Annotated in this window: 16 protein-coding genes; 7 read left to right on the top strand and 9 right to left on the bottom strand. The window is 72.8% G+C overall.

What is annotated here, in order from left to right; translation table 11 throughout:
- Window positions 1-7: 7 nt before the first annotated feature.
- The 3 genes from ALA01S_RS12660 to ALA01S_RS12650 are packed head-to-tail and all read right to left on the bottom strand — an operon-like array spanning window position 8 to window position 3501.
- Window positions 8-2383, bottom strand: coding sequence for an ABC transporter permease (locus ALA01S_RS12660; protein ID WP_066336840.1), 2376 nt, complete (start codon window positions 2381-2383; stop codon window positions 8-10).
- Between the two features lie 37 nt (window positions 2384-2420).
- On the bottom strand, window positions 2421-3194 hold the full coding sequence (locus ALA01S_RS12655) for an ABC transporter ATP-binding protein (protein WP_084267496.1): 774 nt from the start codon (window positions 3192-3194) through the stop codon (window positions 2421-2423).
- Complete coding sequence (locus ALA01S_RS12650; protein ID WP_066336839.1) at window positions 3184-3501, bottom strand: hypothetical protein; 318 nt, start codon at window positions 3499-3501, stop codon at window positions 3184-3186. Before ALA01S_RS12650 ends, ALA01S_RS12655 begins: the two co-directional genes overlap by 11 nt.
- Before the next feature lie 247 nt (window positions 3502-3748).
- On the opposite strand from ALA01S_RS12650, the gene ALA01S_RS12645 reads away from it, so the two are divergent.
- The 3 genes from ALA01S_RS12645 to ALA01S_RS12635 all read left to right on the top strand — a co-directional run bounded on the left by ALA01S_RS12645 (window position 3749) and on the right by ALA01S_RS12635 (window position 8015).
- The gene (locus tag ALA01S_RS12645; protein WP_066336836.1) at window positions 3749-4738 is read left to right on the top strand and encodes a zinc-dependent alcohol dehydrogenase family protein; all 990 of its coding nucleotides are present in this window, start codon (window positions 3749-3751) and stop codon (window positions 4736-4738) included.
- A 150-nt stretch (window positions 4739-4888) separates the two neighbouring features.
- Window positions 4889-7603 (top strand): histidine kinase dimerization/phosphoacceptor domain -containing protein, encoded by a 2715-nt coding sequence (locus ALA01S_RS12640; RefSeq protein WP_066336835.1) that lies wholly within the window; start codon window positions 4889-4891, stop codon window positions 7601-7603.
- Between the two features lie 217 nt (window positions 7604-7820).
- Complete coding sequence (locus ALA01S_RS12635; protein ID WP_066336832.1) at window positions 7821-8015, top strand: YgaP family membrane protein; 195 nt, start codon at window positions 7821-7823, stop codon at window positions 8013-8015.
- 19 nt (window positions 8016-8034) lie between these two features.
- Here ALA01S_RS12635 and ALA01S_RS12630 read toward each other — a convergent pair whose 3' ends face one another.
- The 6 genes from ALA01S_RS12630 to ALA01S_RS12605 form a co-directional block, all read right to left on the bottom strand.
- Window positions 8035-8865: a TlpA family protein disulfide reductase gene (locus tag ALA01S_RS12630; RefSeq protein ID WP_066336829.1), complete on the bottom strand. Its 831-nt coding sequence runs from the start codon at window positions 8863-8865 to the stop codon at window positions 8035-8037.
- A gap of 77 nt (window positions 8866-8942) precedes the next feature.
- A complete protein-coding gene (locus ALA01S_RS12625) occupies window positions 8943-10496 on the bottom strand; it encodes a UxaA family hydrolase (protein WP_066336903.1) in 1554 nt (517 codons plus the stop codon).
- A gap of 17 nt (window positions 10497-10513) precedes the next feature.
- Window positions 10514-11548 (bottom strand): TRAP transporter substrate-binding protein, encoded by a 1035-nt coding sequence (locus tag ALA01S_RS12620; protein ID WP_066336826.1) that lies wholly within the window; start codon window positions 11546-11548, stop codon window positions 10514-10516.
- A 130-nt stretch (window positions 11549-11678) separates the two neighbouring features.
- Complete coding sequence (locus ALA01S_RS12615; RefSeq protein ID WP_066336824.1) at window positions 11679-12890, bottom strand: fumarylacetoacetate hydrolase family protein; 1212 nt, start codon at window positions 12888-12890, stop codon at window positions 11679-11681.
- A gap of 138 nt (window positions 12891-13028) precedes the next feature.
- The gene (locus ALA01S_RS12610) at window positions 13029-13766 is read right to left on the bottom strand and encodes a FadR/GntR family transcriptional regulator (RefSeq protein ID WP_084267494.1); all 738 of its coding nucleotides are present in this window, start codon (window positions 13764-13766) and stop codon (window positions 13029-13031) included.
- Between the two features lie 184 nt (window positions 13767-13950).
- Window positions 13951-14994 (bottom strand): nucleotidyltransferase family protein, encoded by a 1044-nt coding sequence (locus ALA01S_RS12605; RefSeq protein ID WP_169805910.1) that lies wholly within the window; start codon window positions 14992-14994, stop codon window positions 13951-13953.
- A 183-nt stretch (window positions 14995-15177) separates the two neighbouring features.
- Here ALA01S_RS12605 and ALA01S_RS12600 point away from each other — a divergent pair, with 183 nt between their 5' ends.
- The 4 genes from ALA01S_RS12600 to ALA01S_RS12585 form a co-directional block, all read left to right on the top strand.
- On the top strand, window positions 15178-15480 hold the full coding sequence (locus ALA01S_RS12600; RefSeq protein WP_084267493.1) for a PqqD family protein: 303 nt from the start codon (window positions 15178-15180) through the stop codon (window positions 15478-15480).
- Window positions 15481-15705, top strand: a complete 225-nt coding sequence (locus tag ALA01S_RS12595; protein WP_066336810.1) for a hypothetical protein — start codon at window positions 15481-15483, stop codon at window positions 15703-15705.
- Window positions 15706-15839: 134 nt separating this feature from the next.
- Window positions 15840-16763 (top strand): hypothetical protein, encoded by a 924-nt coding sequence (locus tag ALA01S_RS12590; RefSeq protein ID WP_066336809.1) that lies wholly within the window; start codon window positions 15840-15842, stop codon window positions 16761-16763.
- 198 nt (window positions 16764-16961) lie between these two features.
- The coding region (locus ALA01S_RS12585) for a sigma-54 interaction domain-containing protein (protein WP_066336806.1) at window positions 16962-18157 on the top strand (1196 nt) is incomplete at its 3' end.

The following is an 18157-nucleotide window of genomic DNA, read 5'->3' as shown; positions in this document are numbered from 1 at the left end:
CTTGTGTTCAGTCGCGGGTCTTGAGCACGGCCACCAGGTCCAGCCGGTCCACGCGGCGGCGCACCACCAGCGCGCTGGCCGCTCCCGCGGCCACCACCACCAGTGCGGCCCAAGCGTAGGTGCGCGCGCGAATCACCACGGGGAAGAAGAACTGGTCGCTCTTGAGCGCCTGCGCCACGCCATGCGTGAGCCCGTAGCCCAGCAGCATGCCCAGCGGCAGCGCCACGGCAATGCACAGGGCCAGCTCGCCCAGCAGCAGCCATGAAACCTCGGCGCTCGTGAAGCCCAGCACGCGCAGGCTGGCCAGCTCCCAGCCGCGCTCGGCCAGCGCGATGCGCGCGTTGTTGTAGACCACGCCCACGGCGATCACGACCGCGAAGGCGGTGAGCACCGTGCTCATGATGCGCACGTTGCGCGCGCTGACCTCCTGCATGTTGCGCAGCAGCGTGGCCTTGCTGAAGGCGCCAGCCAGGCGCGGGATGTGCCGGGTGGCCCGCAGCAGCGCCGCCTCGCCGCCGCGCTGCACGGACAGGACGAAGCCGGTGGCGACGTCGCCGTCGCCCAGCAGCCGGTTGAGCTGGCGGCGGTCCATGTAGGCGTTCAGGCCCATGGACTCGCGCACCGTGGCGCCCACGGCCAGGCGCAGCCGGCGCGGGCGGCCCACCAGCACCTCGGCCTCCACGGTGTCGCCCGCGCGCACGCCCAGCTTGTCGGCCAGGCGGTCGGTGAGCACCAGGCCGCGCTCCTCCAGCGGCACGGCGTGGCCCTGCGCGTCCATCACGCGGTAGAGCTCGGGGCGCGGCGCGTAGCCGCGAATGAGGCTGCGCTCGTGCCGCGCGCCCCGGATGAGGTTGACGGGGACGAAGCGCGTGGACTCCACGCCCAGCACGCCGGGCAGCCGCGCCAGCTCCAGCCGCACGGCGTCGTCCACCACGTCGTCCATCCACAGCGTGACGTCGCCGCGCAGCGACAGCGTGAACTGGGTGTAGACGATCTCGTCCATGGCGTCGCGCAGGAAGTTGCCCAGCACCGTGATGGCCAGCGCCGCGGCGATGCCGCCCACGCACAGCAGCGTGCGCAGCGGGCGCCGCTCCATGTTGCGCAGCACCATGCGCAGCGCCGAGGGCAGCCGCTGCACGCCCAGCCGCTCCAGCAGCGTGGGCCGGTAGCGCGCGGGCGCGGGCGCTCGCATGGCCTCGGCCGGCGCCAGCCGCACCGTGGCCGCGATGGCGCCCAACGTGCCCAGCACGGCCGTGGCCGCCGTGACGCCGCCGGCCAGCGCCAGCAGCCCCGGCGCCAGGCGGTGCTCCAGGCGCGGGAAGCGGTAGAACTCGGCGTACAGCGCCGTGAGCTGCGCCCCCAGCCACTGGCCCAGCGCCGCGCCCAACGCCAGCCCAAGCGCGACGATCAGCAAGACGAGCTGCAGGTAGTGCAGCGCGATGGCGGCGTTGGCGTAGCCCAGGGCTTTCAAGGCGGCGATCTGCTCGCGCTGCGTGCCCACCAGGCGCGACACCACCACGTTGAGCAGGAAGGCGGCCACGGCCAGGAAGATGGCCGGCAGCACCGTGCCCACCACGCGCTGCGACTTGATTTCACCTTCCAGCATGGCGTGCGAGGCCTGCTCGGCGCGGGGAATGACGTCGCGCCCGCCGTAGGCCGCCAGCCGCTGCTGCAGCGCCGCCATCACCGCCGGCTCGCTCGCGCCGGGGGCCAGGCGCAGCGACACGCGGTTGAAGGCGCCGCGCAGGTCGAAGGCGGCCTCCAGCACCTCGCGGTCCACCCAGAAGATGCCGTAGCCGCGCTGGTCCGGCGTGCCCCACAGCCCGGCGAAGACGTGCTCCGGCGACACCGCCGTGCCCACGACGCGCAGGCGCCGCTGCCGCCCGTTGACCAGCGCGCCCAGGGTGTCGCCGAACTTCAGCCCCCGGGCGCTGGCGAAACCCTCGGAGACCAGCGCGGGGATGGCGCCGTCGCCGGCAGTGCCCCGCTGCAGCGGCTCCAGCGGCTGCCCGGCAGTGAGCGAAACGCGGTTCAGCCGCGGCGGCGCGCGCAGGTCCAGGCCGACGAGCTGGCCGATGACCGGGTCGTCCGAGCCCGGAACCTCCACCCGCACCAGCGCCTCCACGCCCGTCTGCACCTCGGCCACGCCGGGCAGCTCGCCCAACGCCGCGCCCAGCGCGGCCGGGGCGCGCTTCAAGCCGGCGAAGACGTCGGCGAAGCGGCCCTCGGCGTAATAGGCGTCGCGGGCCCGCGCCAGGGAATCCACCGCCGACAGGCTGGTGAGAAAGCCGCCCACGCCGCTGGCCACCACCAGCGCGATGGTCAAGGCCTGGCTCCACAGGCGGCGCAGGTCGCGCAGCAGCTTGAGGTTGAGGGCCTTCATGGTGCCGCCGCCCCGTGTCCGTATCCGCGCGCGCGCCTCACCAGGACAGCGCCGAGGCCGGCAGCTTGCGCGCGTTGGCCTGCACGCGCTGCAGCCGCCCGTCGCCCATGTGGAACACGCGGTCGGCCATGGCGGCGATGGCGGCGTTGTGCGTGATGACGAGGGTGGTGGTGCCGGTGTCGCGGTGCACGCCGCCTATGACTTCCAGGACGAGCTTGCCCGTGTGCACGTCCAGCGCGCCCGTGGGCTCGTCGCACAGCAGCACGTCCGGCCGCTTGGCGATGGCGCGGGCGATGGCCACGCGCTGCTGCTCGCCGCCGGAGAGCTGGGCCGGGAAGTGGTCGCGCCGCGGCGTGAGGCCCACGCGGTCCACGGCCTCGTCCACGGGCATGGGGTGCTCGGCGATGTCGGTGACCAGGGCCACGTTCTCGCGCACGGTGAGGCTGGGGATGAGGTTGTAGAACTGGAAGACGAAGCCCACATGGCGGCGCCGGTAGTCCGTCAGCGTGGCCTCGTCGGCGCGCGTGAGGTCCAGCGTGCCGAAGCGCAGCTCGCCGGCGCTGGCCACGTCCAGCCCGCCCAGGATGTTGAGCAGCGTGGACTTGCCCGAGCCCGACGGGCCCAGCAGGACGATGAACTCGCCGCAGGCGATGTCGAGGTCCACGTCGCGCAGCGCGCGCACCTCCACGGCGCCGGCGCCATAGGTCTTGCAAAGGCCGCGGGCGTGGAAAACGGGCAGCGCCGCCGGTGGCGCGCTGGGCGGCGCCAGCCCGGTTGCGCCGGCAACCGGCCCTTCAGCGTCACGCGCCATCGCGCCGGTACGCGGCGGCCAGGCCCGTGCCCAGCAGCGCCAGCACGTACAGCAGCCCGGCAAAGGCAGGCGGCTCGCCGGCCGGCGCGCCCTGGGCCGGCGCGGCGGGCCGGGTCAGCGGGGCCAGGGCGGGCAGCGCGTCCTCAGGCACGTCCAGCGGCGCCTGCGCGAGGCCCGCGGGCGTGGACGGCAGCGCGGGCGCCACGGCCTCGGGGGCCGGCAGGGTCCAGGTACTCACCACGATGGCCAGCGCGGCCAGGGCACCGGTGAGGGACAGGCAAGTCAGGGCGGGCCTGCGTGCAGTCATGGAAAACACCTCCGGGGCATGTGTTGCATGCGGCCTCCCCGTCGCATGGCGGCCGGGACGGCGCGGCTCCGTTTCGAGGCCGGATTGGCCGCGCATTCCCGAGCGGTCAGATTGATCCATCGCGGCGCTGCGCACAGTGATGCAGATCAACCTGGCGTCGACCGGGCGGTCGGGGCTTGACGCGCCTCAAGGCGCACCCCGTGACGCAATGCACACAATCCGCCGCACGATCAGCAAGGAGTCACCGATGCGCGCCATGGTGTTGCACCAGCCGGGCCTGCCGCTGGAACTGGTCAGGCGCCCCGATCCCGTTCCCGGGCCGGGCGAGGTGCGGCTGCGGGTGCTGGCCTGCGCCGTGTGCCGCACCGACCTGCACGTGGTCGATGGCGAGCTGCCCGGCACGCGGCTGCCCATCGTCCCCGGCCACGAGATCGTGGGCGTGGTCGAGGCCCTGGGCGAAGGCGTGAGCGAACCGCGCCTGGGCGAGCGCGTGGGCGTGCCCTGGCTGGGCCATGCCTGCGGGCATTGCGGCCCTTGCGCGCACGGGCAGGAGAACCTGTGCGACACGCCGCAGTTCACCGGCCACACGCGCGACGGCGGCTTCGCCTCGCACGTGGTGGCCGACGCCGCGTTCTGCCTGCCGCTGCAGGCGCAGGGCGCCGACGCGGTGCACCTGGCGCCGCTGCTGTGCGCCGGGCTCATAGGCTGGCGCTGCCTGCGCGCCGCGGGTGACGACGCGCACGCGCTGGGCCTGTACGGCTTCGGCGCGGCGGCGCACCTGGTGGCGCAGGTGGCGCTGCGCCAGGGCCGCGAGGTCTACGCCTTCACGCGCGAGGGCGACACGGCGGCGCAGGACTTCGCGCGGCGCCTGGGCGCCGCTTGGGCCGGCTCGTCGGCGCAGGCGCCACCCAAGCCGCTGGACGCGGCCATCCTCTTCGCCCCCGTGGGCGACCTGGTGCCGCGCGCGCTGCAGGCCGTGCGCAAGGGCGGCCGCGTGGTGTGCGGCGGCATCCACATGAGCGACATCCCGTCCTTTCCCTACCGGCTGCTGTGGGAGGAGCGCCAGGTGATGTCGGTGGCCAACCTCACGCGGCGCGACGGGCTGGAGTTCCTGCAGATGGCCGCCCGCGAGCCGCTGCAGGTGCACACCAGCGTCTACCCGCTGGAGCAGGCCAACCAGGCGCTGCACGACCTGCGCAGCGGCCGCGTACAGGGCGCCGCGGTGCTGGTGCCCTGAGATGGCGCGGGGCGGAACAAAACGTTACCGCTTCGATAACAATCGGGTGGGCCGCGCGTCTTGACGCGGGGCCGGACCGCGCTGTCGCGGCTGTTTTGCTCACCCATTTCTTCCATGGCATCGGCATCTCGACAACGGGTCCTGGGGGCCTTGCCCATACCGCCGGCCATTGCCGTGGCGCTGGTGCTGCTGCTGCTGGTGGCGCTGGGGGCGATGTGGTTCCAGAACGTGGCCACCGAGGCCGCGCGCTGGCGAGCGCACACGCTGCAGGTGCGGCTGGAGCTGTCGGAGCTGCGCAGCGACGTGCTGGAGATCTCGCGCGCCGTGCGCGGCTACGTGGCCAGCGCGCGCGAGGACTGGCTGGAGCCCGGCCGCCAGGCCCAGCGCAGCGCCGCCGAGCGGCTGCAGCGGCTGCAGGCGCTCACCGGCGACAACGCCCTGCAGCAGCAGCGGCTGCAGGCCCTGGAGCAGCGGCTGCACACGCTCAACGCCCTGGACGAGGCGGTGCTGCGCGACGCGCAGCAGCGGGGCTTTCGCGCCGCGCGCGAGCACATCGCCTCCACCAGCGCGCCGACGGAGCTGGCAGCGATGAAGGCGCTGCTGGAGGCGCTGGACGCCGAGGAGCTGCGCCTGCTGCACTCGCGCGAAGCTGCGGCGCAGCGCAACTTCGACCTGGCCGTGGCCATCACGGCGCTGGGCAGCCTGCTGTCGCTGGCGCTGGTGGCCTGGGCCGGCTGGGGCCAGCAGCGCAGCCTGCGCCGCCTGGGCGCCACGGTGCGGGCGCTGGAACAGGCCCAGGACCAGTTGGGCGCCGCCCATGCCCGGCTGCAGGGCCAGGCCGGGCAACTGGCCGAGCTCAACGAGGCGCTGTGGCGCTCCATAGGCGACGGCGAGGCGCGGCAGCCCGCCTCGCCGTCGCCGCAGCGCCTGGACGACCCCGACCGGCTGGAGGCGCTGCGGCGCACGCAGCTCATGGACACGGCGCCGGAGGAGGAGTTCGACCGCTTCACGCGGCTGGCGGCGCTGTCGCTGCAGGTGCCGCTGTGCCTCATCAGCCTGGTGGACAGCCGGCGCCAGTTCTTCAAGAGCAGCTTCGGCCTGGGCGGCGAGCTGGCCGGCACGCGCGAGCTGCCGGTCCAGGCCTCGTTCTGCCAGTTCGTGGTCACCGCGGGCGAGGCACTGGTGGTGGAGGACGCGCAGCGCGCGCCGCCGCCGCGCTACGACGGCCCGGTGCCGGCGGGCGTGGGCGCCTACCTGGGCGTGCCGCTGGCCACGCCGGACGGCCTGGTGCTGGGCAGCTTCTGCGTGGTGGACGACAAGCCGCGGCAGTGGAGCGCGGCCGAGCGCGCGACGCTGGAGCGCATCGCGCAGTCGGTGCTGGCGGCCATCGCGGTGCGCATGCAACTGCAGGTGCTGGAGCGCCACGTGGCGCGGCGCACCGCCGAGGTTCAGTTGCTGGCCGGGGCGATCAAGAACTCGCTCAACGGCGTGTGCATCGTCAACGTGCAGGGGCGCTTCACCTACGTCAACGACGCCTACGCCTACCAGTTCGGCTATGCCAAGGCCGAGGAGGTGGCGGGCATGGCGCTGGCCGAGCACTGCGCCGACCCGCAGACGGCCGCCACCATCGTGGGCGAGCTGCACGCCTGGGGCGCGTGCCGGCGCGAGCTCACCGCGCGGCGGCGCGACGGCAGCCGCTTCGAGGTGCTGATGGACATGTACCTGGCGCAGGACGAGAGCGAGCGCGACGTGTACGTGGGCACCTGCATGGACATCACCGAGCGCAAGCGCGCCGAGCAGGCGCTGCGCCTGAGCGAGGAGCGGCTGCGCCTGGCCCTGGAGGCCGCGCACATGGGCGCCTACGAAGTCGAGGGCGGCACGAGCCGGGTGCAGCGCATCGGCAGCCTGTACGCGTCGCTGGGCCTGCTGCGCGAGCACGACGGCCGCGACTTCATGCAGCGCGTGCACCCCGAGGACAGGCACACGCTGCAGGCCAGCATGGCCGGCCTCAACCCCCGGCAGCCGGGCTACTCGCTGGAGTACCGGCTGCGCACGCCGCAGGGCGCCTGGGTCTGGCTGGCCGACCACGCGCAGGCCCGCTTCAGCCTGGACGGGACGCTGCTGCGGCAAATCGGCATCAACATGGACGTGACCGCGCGCCGCGAGGCCGAGGCCGCCCTCAAGGCCGCCCTGGCCGAGAAGGAGGTGCTGCTGCAGGAGGTGCACCACCGCGTGAAGAACAACCTGCAGGTGGTCTCCAGCCTGCTGCAACTGCAGCGCCGCCAGTTGCAGGACCCGGCCGTGCAGGCCGCCTTCACCGAGACCGAGCAGCGCGTGCGCGCCATGGCGCTGGTGCACCAGCGGCTCTACCAGCAAAACACCCTGTCGGCGCTGAACTTCTCCGACTACCTGCGCACCCTGGCCGACCAGCTCGTGCGCTCCTTCGGCGCCGAGCGCCGCGTGCGCACGGCGCTGGTGCTGCAGCCGCTGCAACTGCCGGTCAACGCCGCGGTGCCACTGGGGCTCATCGTCACGGAGCTGATCACCAACGCGCTGAAGTACGCGTGGGGCAGCACCGGCGAAGGCGAGCTGCGCATCGCCCTGGCCGAGTCCGCGGCCCCCGGCCCGCACCAGCTGGTGCTGGAGGTGCGCGACGACGGCGCGGGGCTGCCGCCGGACCTGGACCCCGCGCAGTCCAAGGGCCTGGGCATGCGGCTGGTGACGCTGCTGTCACGCCAGATCGACGCCACAGTGGAAAACCTCGACGGCCCGGGCACGGCCTGGCGCTTGACGGTGCCGCTGGAGGCGCAGCCGCCCCAGCAGCCGCCAACGCTCCCGGCGGCGCCCTCCAGCGCCGTGGCCTAGGCGGCGACTGCCACTGCCGGCAGCGGGCGCTGCCACGTCACTTGGCACAAGCGGGCGCTTGAACGCCAAGTGCCTGTCGCACAAGGCGTTTCCTTCCGCCGCCGGCCTGGTACGGAAAGTGAGTTGATGCCCTGGCGTTGCACGCGCCGCGCCTCCATGGACGCCGCCGCGGCGCCCACGGCGCATGCAGCCTTCACCAGGAACCAGGAGCTGGACCATGAAAACCAACGTCGGCGGCACGGACCGCGTGCTGCGCATCCTCGCGGGCCTCGTGCTCATCACCCTGGCCGCCACGGGCACCGTGGGCGCCTGGGGCTACATCGGCATCGTCCCGCTGCTCACGGGCCTGGTGCGCGTGTGCCCGGCCTATTCCCTCCTGGGCGTCAACACCTGCCCGCTGGACAAGCGCTGAGCGCGCGCCGCGGCCGGGCTCAGCGCGCCTGGCGCAACCGCTGCACCTGCACCTGCAGCGCGGCGGCGTTGAGCGCGCCCAAGTGGGCGTGCACGCGCCGGCCCTGCGCGTCGAAGAAGAGCGTGAGCGGCAGCCCGCTGGAGCCGCTGGCGTGGCCCAGCGCGCGCGTGGCGTCCAGCCAGACGCCCTCCTCGGCCATGCCTTCGCGCTTGAGGTAGGCGCGCACCACGGCGGCCGCCTCGCCCTGGTTGACGAGCAGGAAGCGCACGTCCGCGCCGTCGCGGCGGCGCGCCGCCTCCAGCACCGGCATCTCGGCGCGGCAGGTCGGGCACCAGCTCGCCCACAGGTTGACCACGGCCGGGCGCCCGCCCAGCACCTCGGCCAGCGGCTGCTGCCCGCCACCGGCCAGCGCGGTGAGCGCCACGTCCGGCGCCGGCACGGGCAGCGCCCGCCCGCCCGCGGCCAGCACGGCCACGCCCAGCACCGTCCACACGCCCACGCCGGCCAGCGCGCTCCACAGCAGCGGGCGGCGCAGTGCCGGCAGGGCGCGGCTGCGCGCGGCCAGCCAGAGCGCGGCCACGGCCACGCCTATGGCGTCGTCCCAGCCGCCATCACGGATGTCGAACACCGCCCAGGGCTGCGCCAGGTAGGGCTGCCAGTGCGGCAGCACATGGCCCAGCCGCGCCGCCAGCAAGGCGGCCACGGCCGCGCCCAACAAGGCACGCTCGGCCTGCGCGGCCTGGCCCGCGCCCGCCAGGCGGCGCGCCGCGAACACGGCCAGCGCCAGCGCCGCCAGCAGCATCAGCGGGGCGACGGGCAAGGCCAAGGGGCCCAAGGTGATGGAGAGCATGGAAGGCACGGACGGCGCAATGAGGCGATGGGCTCAAGCATCCCATGCCCGCGGCCTGCACCGCCTGGGCGCCGCGCTCAGGTCACCACGCTGAGCTGCCAGGGCACGAACTCGTTCTGCCCGTAGCCGTGCACCTCGCTGCGGGTGCGCTCGCCGCCGGCGGTGCGCAGCATCTGCGCGAAAAGCTCGGCGCCCTGCTCCGCGATGGTCTTGCGCCCGTCCAGCACCTCGCCGCAATTGAGGTCCATGTCGTCGCGCTGGCGCTGCCACAGCGCCGTGTTGGTGGCCAGCTTGAGAGAGGGCGCGGGCGCGCAGCCGTAGGCCGAGCCGCGCCCGGTGGTGAAGCAGATCAGGTTGGCGCCGCCGGCCACCTGGCCCGTGGCGGACACGGGGTCGTAGCCCGGCGTGTCCATGAACACCAGCCCGCGCGCGCGCACCGGCATGGCGTACTCGTAGACCTCGTTGAGGTTGGTCGAGCCGCCCTTGGCGATGCCGCCCAATGATTTTTCGAGCACCGTGGTCAGGCCGCCGGCCTTGTTGCCGGCCGAGGGGTTGTTGTCCATGCGCGCGCCGCCATGCGCGCAGTGCTCCTCCCACCAGCGGATGCGCTGCACCAGGCGCTCGCCCACCTCGGCGCAGCGCGCGCGGCGGGTGAGCAGGTGCTCGGCGCCGTAGATCTCCGGCGTCTCCGACAGGACGGCCGTGCCGCCCTGCGCCACCAGCAGGTCCACCGCCGCGCCCAGCACCGGGTTGGCGGTGATGCCGGAATAGCCGTCGGAGCCGCCGCACTGCAGCCCCACCACCAGCGCGCCGGCGGGCACCGGCTGGCGCGTCACGTCGTTGGCGCGCGGCAGCATGGCCTTCACGTGCTCGATGCCGCGGGCCACGGCGGCGGCCGTGCCGCCGGATTCCTGGACGTTGAAGGTGCGCAGCCGCTCGCCGGGCTCCAGCCCCTGCGCCGCCATCAGGCGCGGAATCTGGTTGGTCTCGCAACCCAGGCCCACCACCAGCACGCCCGCGAAGTTCGGATGCGCCGCGTAGCCGCCCAGCGTGCGCTGCAGCACCTGCAAACCCTCGCCCTCGGCGTCTATGGCGCAGCCGCTGCCGTGGGTGAGCGCCACCACGCCGTCCACGTTGGGAAAGGCGGCCAGGGCCTCGGGGTGGATGTCGCGGCGGAAATGGTCGGCGATGGCGCGCGCCACCGTGGCCGAGCAGTTCACCGAGGTGAGGATGCCGATGTAGTTGCGCGTGGCGATGCGCCCGTCCTCGCGGACGATGCCCTGGAAGGTGGCGGGCTGCGCCGCGGGCGGCGTGGCGCGCGCGTCGCGGGCAAAAGCGTAGTCGCGGGCGAAATCGCCCATGGCCAGGTTGTGCACGTGCACGTGCTGCCCCGGCGCGATGTCGCGGCTGGCGAAGCCGATGATCTGCCCATAGCGGCGCACCGGCGCGCCGGCGGCCACGGTGCGCACCGCCACCTTGTGGCCCGGGGGCACGAGGGCGGACACCGTCACGCCCTCGCCCGCCAGCACGGCGCCGGGCAGGAGTTGGTCCAGCGCGACCACCACGTCGTCATCGGCGTGCAGCCGCAGCACGCGCGGCGCGGCGGCCACCGGGGAAAGCGTTGCGGACACCTTGCTGCTCCCCGTCTTCACTTGGCCGCCGTTTTGCTCGCGCCGCGCGCCTTGGCCAGCTCGGCGTTGAACTCGGCCACCACGGCCGGGTCCAGCCCCTTGACGAAGGCGTCGCCCACGGGCTTGAGCTTGTCGCGCAGGCGGTCGCGCTCGGCGGCGCTGAGCTCGTTGACCACCATGCCCTTGGCCGTGACGCTCTTGACCATGCTGGCCTCGGCCTCGCGGTTGACCTGGCGCTGGTAGGCGGTGGCTTCCCGGGCGGCCTCGGCCAGCAGCTTCTGCTCGTCGGCGCCGAGCTTGTCCCAGGTCTTCTTGCTGAACAGCACCACCAGCGGGTCGTAGACGATGCGGGTGAGCGACAGGTACTTCTGCACCTCGTAGAAGCGGCCGGTCTCTATCGTGGGCAGCGGGTTGTCCTGCCCGTCCACGGCCTTGCTCTCCAGCGCGGCGTACAGCTCGGTGAAGGCCAGCGGCACGGGGTTGGCGTCCACGGCCTTGTAGATGTCCAGGAAGATGGGGATCTGGATGGAGCGCATCTTCAGCCCCTGCAGGTCTTCCCATTTGTGGATGGGCCGCTTGCTGTTGGTGATGGAGCGAAAGCCGTTCTCCCAATAGGCCAGGCCCACCAGGCCTTTCGCCGGCAGCTTGTCCAGCAGCTTGCGGCCGAAGGGGCCGTCCACCAGCTGGTCGGCCTCGCGGGCGTCGTTGAAGGCCATGGGCACGTAGAAGATGCCGAAGTCCTTGTCCATGGTGGACAGCAGCCCGGGGCTCACGAAAGTGACGTCCACCGTGCCGCCCTGCAGCGAGGAGATGACCTGCGCATCACCCCCCAGGGTGCCGCCGGTGAAGAGCTTGGCTTTCATCTTGCCGCCGCTCTTGGCCGTGACCAGCTCGGCGAACCTCTGGCCGCCCAGGCTGAACGGGTGGTCCGCCGCCTGGGCCGAGGCGAATTTCAGCGTGCGTTCCTTGATGTCGGCCGCTTGGGCGTTGGCCATGGGCAGCAGCGCGGCGCCCACCAGGGCGGCCAGCAGGGCCTTGCGAAGGGTGTTCATGGTGTTGTCTCCGGGGGTGGTTGCAGGCACGGCTTCGCCCGCGGCACGCCCGCTGGCGCGGGCTGCCGAAGGAAACCGTCGTTTGGAAGGAGGCGCCGGCGCTTGCCGGCGCGGGGTCAGCGCGTGGCCGTCACAGCCCGTTGCTCAGGAGGCCGCGCGCGGCGAGGTTGCCGATGAAGGCGCGCAGGCCGAAACGCCAGGGCGGCGCCGTCTCGCTGTGCGTCACGCGGTTGTGCAGGCCGCCCAGGCGGGCGCTGCGGATGGTGACCACGTCGCCCAGGTCATGGGTAAAGCCGCCGCCGGGCTGGTGGCGGTCTTCGATGGGCGCGAAGAGGGTGCCCAGGAAGAGCATGAAGCCGTCCGGGTACTGGTGCGCGTGCATCGTTTGGTCCACGAGGTCCTGCGGGTCGCGGCTGATCTGGCGCATGGAGTTGATGCCGCGCAGCTCGAAGCCGTCCGTGCCGCGGACGAGCAGGTGCACGTCCTCGCGGCGCACGTCGTCGAGCGTGAAGCCGTCGTCGAAGAGGCGGATGAAGGGGCCGATGGCGCAGGAGGCGTTGTTGTCCTTGGCCTTGCCCAGCAGCAGCGCGCTGCGGCCTTCGATGTCGCGCAGGTTGACGTCGTTGCCCAGCGACGCGCCCACGATCTCGCCGCGGCTGTTCACCGCCAGCACGACCTCGGGCTCCGGGTTGTTCCAGGCCGACTCGGCGCGGATGCCGATGTCCTCGCCGGTGCCCACGGAGGACAGCACGGGTGCTTTCGTGAACACCTCGGCGTCCGGGCCGATGCCCACCTCCAGGTACTGCGACCACAGCCCGCGCTGCTGCAGCAGCGCCTTGAGCGCCATGGCGCGCTCGGAGCCGGGGCGGATGTCGGCCAGGTTTTCACCGACCAGCGACAGCACCTGCCCGCGCAGCGCCTGGGCCTGCGCGGCGTCGCCGCGCGCCTGCTCCTCGATGACGCGCTCGATCAGGCTGGTGGCGAAGGTCACGCCCGCGGCCTTGATGACCTGCAGGTCGCAAGGCGCCAGCAGGTAAGGTTTACTTTGGTCGCGCGTGTCGGCCACGGCGTTGGCCAGCAGTTCATCGAGGCTGCCGATGCGCCGGCCCTGCGCCTGCCGCACCTGCACCGCGGGCAGCGTGGCTTCGAGCAGGGTGCTCATGGTGGGGAAGCGGTCGCTCAGGTCGTACACGCCGTCCTCGCGCAGCACCACCACCGAGGGGCCGGCCACGGCGCCGGGCACCCAGGCGCGGCCCACCAGCGTGCCGGCACAGCCGTCGTCAGGCAGCACCTGCGCGGCTTGCAGAACCAGGGGAGAGGAAGTGGAGGCGGTGGACGTCATGGCGGTTGGGGGTGGGTTGATCGTTGGGAGGATGCGGCAATGCGGCGGCCCGGCCGGCAGGTGCGCAGCCTGCGGCACGGCAGGGGAAAACGGACGTGGGGTTGAGACTGGGAGTGGATGCGGAGGTGGGATGAGGCGTCAGCTGTACACGGCGGCGCCATCGGCGGCACCGGCCGCGGGCGGCAACTCCAGGTTGCGCTCCAGGGCGGATTTCACGTTGTCGAGGTGGCGCAGCATGGCGGCGCGGGCAGCATCGGCATCGCGGCGCTCTATGGCCTCGATGACGGCCAGGTGCTCGTCTATCGCGGCGGCATGGCGCGCGGGCACGTCGAAGTGCTGGTCCAGCTTGCGGAACATCGCGCTCTGGCGGAAGTCCCACAGCGTCTTGACCAGGTGCGCCAGCGCGCCGTTGGACGAGGCCTCGGCGATGCGCACGTGAAAGAGCGCGTCGCCGTCCAGCGCGCTGGCGCTGGCGTCGAACTCCGCGCGCATGAGCGCCAGCGTCTCGCGGATGCGGGCGTGGTCCGCAGGCGTGGCGTTGAGCGCGGCCAGCGCCGCGGCCTCGGCCTCCACCAGGCCGCGCGCGGCCAGCACCTCGAAGGGCCCCGGCTCGGCCACCAGCACCGAGTTGGCCACCACGGCCCGCGGCGCGGTGACGTACACGCCGCTGCCCACGCGGATGTCTATGAGCCCGTCGATCTCCAGCGCGATGAGCGCCTCCCGCACCGAGGCGCGGCTCACGCCCAGCTGCTGCGCCAGGTCGCGCTCGGACGGCAGGCGGTCGCCGGGCTGGAATTCGCCGCTGCGGATCAGCTCCGCGAGCTGGTCGGCGATCTGGCGGTACAGGCGCTGGGTGGAGACGGTTTGAAGCGGCATGTCAGGTCGATGAGGCTTGGGCCCGCGGCACGAACCCCTGGCGCCTGCCCGCTCACCAGGTCCGGTGGTCAAGTGGTCAGGCCAGTTGGGTGAATCTTAGGGATCAAACGAAAAATGACTGCACGGGAAAACCCGAAGGCGTGCGGCGGGGCTGTATCCGGGCGTTGGGCGCGGCCGTCTGTGCTCAGGACTGATCCAGCAGCCGCTTGCGCCACTGGTAGTGCGGGCTGTAGCGGCCGGGCATGGGCGGCGGGAAGGGGTAGGTCCAGGGCCGGGCGCCGATGAGGTGGTGGTCCAGCATGCGGTGGATGAGGCGCAGTTGCAGCGGGCCCACCACGTCCTGCGCCTGCGCCAGCCACCGCATGAAGTCCGCGGGCACGCTCGGCACGCCAAAGCGCGGCAGGTAGGCCAGCAGCGCGTAGAGGCAGCCGCGCGCCATGGCGTTGTCCAGCCAGCCCTGCAGCCGCCGCCAGTCCAGGCCGGCGCCGCAGTGGCGCATGAGCAGCAGCGCGTCGCACAGCGAGGGCAGGAAGCTGGGCTGCACCTTGAGCACCGTCATGTCGTTGAACCACGAGGCGGCGATGTAGGCCAGTTGCAGCTCCGCGGGCAGCCGCTGCACGCGCCGGCCCAGCCACAAGGCCGGCTCGGCGCGCTGCAGCACGGCCTCGGCCGAGAACACGCTGCCCGCGCCCAGGGGCGAGCCGTCGGCGTAAAGCCCCTTGTGCAGCTCCACGACGGCGCCGTGCGCGCGGTGGCGCAGCGGCTCGTCGTGGTGCGGGCCGGGCGGGCGCTCGAATTCGATGCGCTCGAAGGCGCCCGTTTCGCCTGTGAGTGCGCGCGCAACCGTCTCGTGCAGCGCGGCGGGGAACAGCACGTCCATGTCCGCCATCGGGCGCAGGTGCGGCTGGGCATAGAACTGCACGCTGACCGAGACGCCCTTGAGCAGCGTGAGCTCCACGCCCAGCGCGGCGCACGCGTCCAGCAGCTCGGCGCCCACGACGTCCAGCGCCGCGCGGCGCACGCGCGCGGTCAGCTCGGCGGCCAGCAGCTCATGGCGCCAGCGCGCGGGAATGGCTTGCGGCGCGGCGCGCGTGGCGTGGTGCAGCAGCGGGCCCAGCCCGCCGTCCAGCAGCCAGCGGATCTGTCTGTCCTGCTGCGCCGCAGCCTCGCTGCCCTCGGCGGCCGCCTCGGCCTCGGCCAGGGGCTTGTCAGTAACAAGGTGCGTCAACAGTTCACATATCAGCATCTGCTTGCTTTCGCAACGTCCCGTAGCGCCAAACCTTCAAACCTGGGGGAGTTTTTTCGCGGCATTGCAGGGTCTGTGAATCAATGATCCCTGCTCGCTTGTTCATTCGAGCAGGGCACCGCGGACCATACACAAGGCCCGCGGGCCGCTTCCGGAGGGAGATCAATGAGCCATGCCTACGCCCCGAGCACGGGGATGATCGTTCGCGACGTGGACAGCGAGGTCCTGATCCTCGACACGGTGTCCAACCACATCCACCAGCTCAACGAGACGGCCAGCATCGTCTGGCGCCTGCAGCGCGAGGGTTGCACCGCCCCGGACATCGCCGCCGCGCTGGCCCAGGACTTCGCCATCGACGAATCCCGGGCGCTTGCCGACGTCCACGACGTGCTGCAGCGCCTGGCGTCGCTGAACCTGCTGACCGGAGATGAACGCAGCGTTTTCCACCATCCAGGAAAGGAGTGCTGAATGCCAGTCAACGACCCGTCCCGCCGCCACTTCGTCAAGCGCGGCGCCTACGTGGCCCCCGCCATACTGACGCTGGCCGCCGCGCCGCAATTCGCCAAGGCCGGCTCCGTCAAGCCCGGCAACAACGGCAACCCCAACCCGGGCAACAACGGGAATGACGGGAACAACCCCGGCAACAACGGCAACGGCAACGGATACGGCTACGGGAACGGCAAGAAGCCCTGACCCCCGCCGAGGCCGGCCCCCCTGCCCGGCAGCCCCCCACGCCGGCCTTGCGGCTCCCGCCCAACGCCGGCGTTCTTCATGCCACACCGCAGGCCTCGGCCGCCCTGGAGAACTTGTCCGTGAGTTGCCGCCCCATGCCCGCAGAACCCACCCAACCCGCCCTCCCCGCCAACGGCGCCGACCCGGGCCAACCCGCCTGGGGCCCTGACGACGCCGCCGCTTGGTCCTTCCAGATCCTGGGCCAGACCGTGCGCATCGCCTGTGACGACGCAGCCCCCGCGCGGGTGCTGCGCGCCAACTTCGCCGCCCTGCCCGCGGCCGACGCGCAGGCCGAGGCCGACCTGGACTACCGCGCCTGCCGCCACCCCCAGGGCGAGGGCTGGATGCTGCTGCGCCGCGGCCAACCCGCCGTGACCGCGCCGGACCTCTGCGAGCTGCTCTACCACCTGGAGAAGGACCTGATCATCGCGCTGCAGTTGCGCCGGCCCACGCTGCTGCACCTGCATGCCGCGGCGCTGGAGTTCCAGGGCCGGGCCTGGCTGCTGGCCGGGGAGTCCGGCGCGGGCAAGTCCACCACCGCCTGGGGCCTGCTGCACCACGGCTTCAACTACCTCAGCGACGAGCTCAGCCCCGTGGACCTGGAGGCGCTGGCCGTCCACGCCTACCCGCACGCCCTGTGCCTCAAGCGCCGCCCGCCCAACGCACCGCCCTGGCCTGAAGGCCAGGTGCTGGAGCTGGGCCGCACGATGCACATCCCCGTGGCGGCGCTGCCCGCGGCGGTGGCGCCCTCGCCCTGCCCGCTGGGGGGCATGCTCTTCGTCCGCCACGACCCGCTGCTGCGCGAGCCCGAGCTGCGCCCGCTGCACGCGGCCGAGGCCGGCGCTCACCTCTACGTCACCACGCTCAACGCGCTGGCGCACGCGCGCCACGGCATGGACGCCGTGGTCGGCCTCGCCAAGAGCGTGCCGGCCTGGTCGCTGACCACGGCCGACCTGGACGGCACCTGCCGCCTGGTGCGCAAGCTCGCGCTGCAACAAGGCCGCCAAGCCGGCGACTGACAGCAACGGCAGCGGCACGGCGCCTGGCGGGCCGCGCGTGAAAGACGTGCAAGGCACGGAGTAAGAACGCGGCGGCACCGCCCGCTGCCTCCCGCTGCCGGACCTGCCAAATGCGGCAGTAGACTCGCCGCCGCCCGCGCGCGGCCTGGCCGAGGCGCGCGGGCACCCTCTTTCTTCCGGCCGACTGGGAACCCCGCCATGTCCAGCGTCCTGCCGGAGCTCGTGTCCTACCTCGAAGGACTGGCCGACCCGCACATCGTCTTCGACCGCAAGTACCGCATCGTGGCGGCCAACGCGGCCTACCGGCAGCAGTTCAGCGCCGGGGGCGCCTCGGTGGTGGGCCGCACCTGCTACGACGTGTCGCACCATTTCGACCGCCCCTGCGACGAGGCCGGCGAGAGCTGCCCGCTCGCGCGCTCGCGCCAGAGCGGGCAGCGCGAGCGCGTGCTGCACCTGCACCACACGCCCAAGGGCGAGGCCTACGTGAACATCGAGCTGACGCCCGTGCTGGACGCCAGCGGCGAGGCGGCCTTCTACGTGGAGAAGATGGAGCCGCTGCGCATCGCCCAGGGGCGTCCGGCGGCGCAGGGGATGATCGGCCGCGCGGCAGCCTTCCAGGAGATGCTGGCTCTGGTGGCGCGCGTGGGCCCCTCGCAGGCCAGCGTGCTGCTGCTGGGCGAATCCGGCACCGGCAAGGAGCTCGTGGCCCGCGCCGTGCACGAGGTGAGCCTGCGCGCGAACAAACCGCTGGTGGTGGTGGACTGCGCCAGCCTGCCGGAGACGCTGTTCGAGAGCGAGCTGTTCGGCCACGAGCGCGGCGCCTTCACCGGCGCGCACGCCAGCAAGCCGGGCCTGGTGGAAGCGGCCAGCGGCGGCACCTTGTTCCTGGACGAAGTCGGCGACATCCCGCTGCTCATGCAGGTGAAGCTGCTGCGGCTGCTGGAGAACGGTACCTACCGCCGCGTGGGCAGCACCGAGCTGCGGCGGGCCGACGTGCGCGTGGTCTCGGCCACGCACCGCGACCTGGACGCCATGGTGGCCGACGGCCGTTTCCGCGAAGACCTGTACTACCGGCTCAGCACCTTCCCGATACGGCTGCCCGCGCTGCGCGAGCGGCGCGAGGACATCCCGCTGCTGGCCAAGTCGCTGCTGGAGCGCGTGACGCCGCGGCAATTGAAGCTGTCGCGCGCGGCGCTGGCACGGCTGGCCGCGCACGATTTCCCGGGCAACGTGCGCGAGCTGCGCAACGTGCTGGAGCGCGCCGCGCTGCTGACCGACGGCGACACGGTGGAGGCGGAGCAGGTGGAGCAGGCCCTGGCCATAGGCCGGCGGCTGCACGGCGCGCCGGCCGCGTCGGCCCGCGCGGCGCTGCCGGCGGCCGTGGCCGCGCCCGC

It is taken from the genome of Azohydromonas lata NBRC 102462, assembly GCF_001571085.1.
Classification (GTDB): domain Bacteria; phylum Pseudomonadota; class Gammaproteobacteria; order Burkholderiales; family Burkholderiaceae_C; genus Azohydromonas; species Azohydromonas lata.
Note: the sequence above shows the minus strand (reverse complement) of the source record. Positions and strands in the feature narration are given on the sequence as shown.

Coding starts and splice junctions, on each gene's coding strand:
- ALA01S_RS12660 (WP_066336840.1), bottom strand. CDS start 2,383: ATGAAGGCCCTCAACCTCAAGCTGCTGCGCGACCTGCGCCGCCTGTGG.
- ALA01S_RS12655 (WP_084267496.1), bottom strand. CDS start 3,194: ATGGCGCGTGACGCTGAAGGGCCGGTTGCCGGCGCAACCGGGCTGGCG.
- ALA01S_RS12650 (WP_066336839.1), bottom strand. CDS start 3,501: ATGACTGCACGCAGGCCCGCCCTGACTTGCCTGTCCCTCACCGGTGCC.
- ALA01S_RS12645 (WP_066336836.1), top strand. CDS start 3,749: ATGCGCGCCATGGTGTTGCACCAGCCGGGCCTGCCGCTGGAACTGGTC.
- ALA01S_RS12635 (WP_066336832.1), top strand. CDS start 7,821: ATGAAAACCAACGTCGGCGGCACGGACCGCGTGCTGCGCATCCTCGCG.
- ALA01S_RS12630 (WP_066336829.1), bottom strand. CDS start 8,865: ATGCTCTCCATCACCTTGGGCCCCTTGGCCTTGCCCGTCGCCCCGCTG.
- ALA01S_RS12620 (WP_066336826.1), bottom strand. CDS start 11,548: ATGAACACCCTTCGCAAGGCCCTGCTGGCCGCCCTGGTGGGCGCCGCG.
- ALA01S_RS12615 (WP_066336824.1), bottom strand. CDS start 12,890: ATGACGTCCACCGCCTCCACTTCCTCTCCCCTGGTTCTGCAAGCCGCG.
- ALA01S_RS12610 (WP_084267494.1), bottom strand. CDS start 13,766: ATGCCGCTTCAAACCGTCTCCACCCAGCGCCTGTACCGCCAGATCGCC.
- ALA01S_RS12600 (WP_084267493.1), top strand. CDS start 15,178: ATGAGCCATGCCTACGCCCCGAGCACGGGGATGATCGTTCGCGACGTG.
- ALA01S_RS12595 (WP_066336810.1), top strand. CDS start 15,481: ATGCCAGTCAACGACCCGTCCCGCCGCCACTTCGTCAAGCGCGGCGCC.
- ALA01S_RS12590 (WP_066336809.1), top strand. CDS start 15,840: ATGCCCGCAGAACCCACCCAACCCGCCCTCCCCGCCAACGGCGCCGAC.